The sequence below is a fragment of the Parasynechococcus sp. genome, from assembly GCF_042954245.1.
GTDB lineage: Bacteria > Cyanobacteriota > Cyanobacteriia > PCC-6307 > Cyanobiaceae > Parasynechococcus.
Window position 1 is genome coordinate 1 of the sequence record NZ_JBGKDP010000111.1, and the last position, 3,035, is coordinate 3,035.

Here is a 3,035-nt window from a genome sequence, read left to right on the forward strand (position 1 = left end):
TGATCAGCATCAAAGGCATAGTCAGAGACGCCATTGATGTTCAGCTCGGCGGCATTAGCGCCACTGGCGATCAGGCCAAGGGCGGCAGGGGCCACCAGCAGTTGCTGGAAAAGCTTCATGGGGGGAAGAGATTAAAAAACCCAGAGGTGCTCTCTGGGGTCAAAAGCTGTGAAACGACGTGCTCGTGATCAGTCGATCAGAGCCACCCAGGCAAAGGCCATGCCGATGCCCATCCAGATGCCGGCACCAAGCCGTTGCCCCTGGGAGCCGAGGCGCTCCAGCAGGGTCTTGGACCAGTTGGTCACCACAAATAGCAGTGCACCTTGGCCGATCAGCAGGCCCAGGAAATAGGTGAACAGCGAGGTGGGTTCCGCTCCAACGATGGTGCTACCTAGCAGAAAACCGTGCAGGGCCACCAGAGGCAGCAACCAACTGGTGGAGGCCACGGTGAGAGCCATCAAACCCTCCAACGCGAGGCTGAGGGACACCAGTGCCTCAGCCCAGGGAGCCACGGCATCCGGCAGGGGGATGAACTGTGACAGAACACTCCCGCCCAGGCCAGCAGCCAGCAAAGGAATCACCCAGGCGCGGGGACGTTGCAGGCCGATGAAGGCGATCGCCAGCAGAAACAGCAGATGGTCGGGGCCCAGCAGCGGATGACCAATGCCACTGAGCAATCCCTGCAGTGGGGTGAGAGCAGCGCTGTCGCCCATGCCAAAGGGATGGTGGGCGAACGCAGGGCTAGCAAGCAGAAGAATCACCAGAAGCGAAAGACCGGCGATCTGCAGCAGCCTGCGCGGGGCCAGTGGCAAAGAATTCAAAGGTCGATCCTCGTCGGTTTGATCTGGCGGGCGTTCTGACTGACGTGGGCGGAGAGCCGACGTTTCACAGCTGCGGGACAGCGGCAGATTTTCACTGCTCTTTCCCCGTTTTCTCCAGCGGCTGTTCCCCGCTGAAACCAGCACCCCACCCTACCGGCGCCTGAACATCGCGTCAGATCAAGGCTTATTCAACCTGTGACGGTGTATCGGCAAGGTCGGTGGCGTGAAAATCCCAGCGATCGCCGTCTTCAAGCCAGAGCTCCCAGGCCAGGCGGCGGCCGCTCCGTTTCAGTCGCAGCTGGCCGCCAAAACCAGCCGGAGACGGCTGATAGAGCTCGGTGATGTCGTCAACAGGGGCTCCATCCCGGGTGAACACCTGCTCGACCTGCTCGCCAAGCCGGGCCGTCAGGTCACTCCGCAGCTCATCAACCGTCACGCCTGCTGGCTCGAGAAATCGAGCATCAGATCGCCGAGGTCATCACGGCTGATCTGAAATCCGAAGCCATCAACGGTGCCAGTCCACAGGCCTGCATCGAGATCCGCCTCGATTCCCTCGAGTTGCTCCACCTTGTGATCGAAGAGCAGGCCGAAGCAATGGGCGGCGACCTGCGCAGCCTGGGACGCATCCATTTCATCAAGTTCGTGGGCTTCCACCGGACACCCATCGAGCAGCTCGGCATCGATGACGTTGCCGGACCCGACGTCCTCCACAAGAGCTTGCAAGCCAGCCAAATCGTTCATTGCCGTCGCCGTTGAAGCAACACACGCATCACCATCATCCCTGGGCCAGAGCGCTGGTGAGGGCCGTGTCCACGCTCAAGGTGCGCGATCACCGCCTGGGCCAACTCCAGTTCAAAAGGAACAAAACCGCTCTCCGGTCCCTGTCATCACCACGGCAGCCCCCGGAGGGGTGTCGTGGTGATGACAGGGAGGCCCCCATCTGGGCCATCCGGCACATAGATCCTTGAGCTTGTCTTCAACAAAGGGGCGAAAGCGCCTGTGCTGATACACCCGGGGCATCACCGTGTCGCTGGCGCGCTCCATCCCAGCAAGCAGCGCATCGTGAACCTTCTCGGGTGCGAGCAAAGGCGACTACCAATAGCTCTTTTCCACCCGGGTACTGTTGATCAGAGGCAGGTTGGCCACCCCGTATTCGGCCAGGGTGCGGAACAGACGGCACAGCACCTTGGGCTTCGGCAGGGCCAGATCACCATTCAGCTCACCAACCCGGATGCTGTCGCCCACCGCAGCCCGAAGCACCGAATGGATGTGATCTCCACCCGCCGATCCGCAAGATGAACATCCCGTTCATCCAGCCAATCCGAACGGTTGAGGACAACGATGTTCATGGCTGGATCTCTGGGATCAACAGCACGCCGCCACCAGCAGATCCGTCAGTTCAGCACAACAATCCTCACGGCCCACAATCCTCAGCAGTGTTCGAACACCCCGGGGATCAACTCCCGCTCGCGGCGCGCCTGAAACTCAGCGTCGGCAGCACGCAGCGCCGTGGGATCATCCTGGAACCAGCAGCCATAGAGAAGATTCAGGATCCGATCAACATCGAGATCACGATCGGCCACGTCCTGCCAGAGGCGTTGGCTTAATTCGGCATCAGCGAGCTGAAATTGAGCCTGGGCCAGGCGTCGGGCTGCGTCGAAATGGACCTGTTGCAACTGCCGCGACGGTGGGTCGTACTGAAGCAACCGTCCCTGGATCGTTTGAAGCAAACCCATGCCATCAGCTTTGCTGCATTCAGGTTGAATCCGCAGGTGCTGATCGACAATGGGTCGTCATGCTGATTCTCAAAAACGGGCTTAAAGCCGATCACGAAAGAGCGATCAAAGGCGCGATCAACAGAGGTGATCAACACTGATCAAATCCCAACAGGATCCTGTCTTGTAAGGCAGCGTGATTGAGGCCCGGACGTTGCTGTTGAAGGGCAGGAAGAAGATCGAGCACCAGATTGTTGGCCCGGCGCGATTCAACGCAAACGCCAACGTGATCCCCCATGGAGCGGGCCAAACGGATCTGATCCATCACCAGCTGCAACTGGAATACCTGCTGATCGAGGCTTTTGGCATGGGCAGTCCCCATGAGGCTGCAGCCCAGCAGCACTCCCAACCACCAACCCTGTGATCGCATCTTCATCACACCACCAGAAGGCTTCCCCCCTCAACGTCCCATGCCGCCTCCCCCTGGGGTGAGCATGCG

Annotated in this window: 5 protein-coding genes, 1 pseudogene and 1 riboswitch; all 6 genes and pseudogenes read right to left on the minus strand. The window is 60.1% G+C overall.

Annotation, left to right across the window (positions count from 1 at the left end; translation table 11 throughout):
- Window positions 1-188 precede the first annotated feature (188 nt).
- A complete protein-coding gene (locus ACGVJ8_RS05000; protein WP_392345992.1) occupies window positions 189-806 on the minus strand; it encodes a HupE/UreJ family protein in 618 nt (205 codons plus the stop codon).
- A 22-nt stretch (window positions 807-828) separates the two neighbouring features.
- Window positions 829-978, minus strand: a riboswitch (cobalamin riboswitch).
- Between the two features lie 27 nt (window positions 979-1,005).
- Entirely contained in the window at window positions 1,006-1,257 is a 252-nt protein-coding gene (locus ACGVJ8_RS05005; protein ID WP_392345984.1) for a hypothetical protein, read from the minus strand.
- Complete coding sequence (locus ACGVJ8_RS05010) at window positions 1,254-1,562, minus strand: hypothetical protein (protein WP_392345986.1); 309 nt, start codon at window positions 1,560-1,562, stop codon at window positions 1,254-1,256. Before ACGVJ8_RS05010 ends, ACGVJ8_RS05005 begins: the two co-directional genes overlap by 4 nt.
- Before the next feature lie 34 nt (window positions 1,563-1,596).
- Window positions 1,597-2,170 (minus strand): annotated as a pseudogene (locus tag ACGVJ8_RS05015) (16S rRNA (uracil(1498)-N(3))-methyltransferase).
- An 81-nt stretch (window positions 2,171-2,251) separates the two neighbouring features.
- On the minus strand, window positions 2,252-2,557 hold the full coding sequence (locus ACGVJ8_RS05020) for a hypothetical protein (protein ID WP_392345988.1): 306 nt from the start codon (window positions 2,555-2,557) through the stop codon (window positions 2,252-2,254).
- 130 nt (window positions 2,558-2,687) lie between these two features.
- Window positions 2,688-2,918, minus strand: coding sequence for a hypothetical protein (locus tag ACGVJ8_RS05025; protein WP_392345990.1), 231 nt, complete (start codon window positions 2,916-2,918; stop codon window positions 2,688-2,690).
- Between the last annotated feature and the right edge of the window lie 117 nt (window positions 2,919-3,035).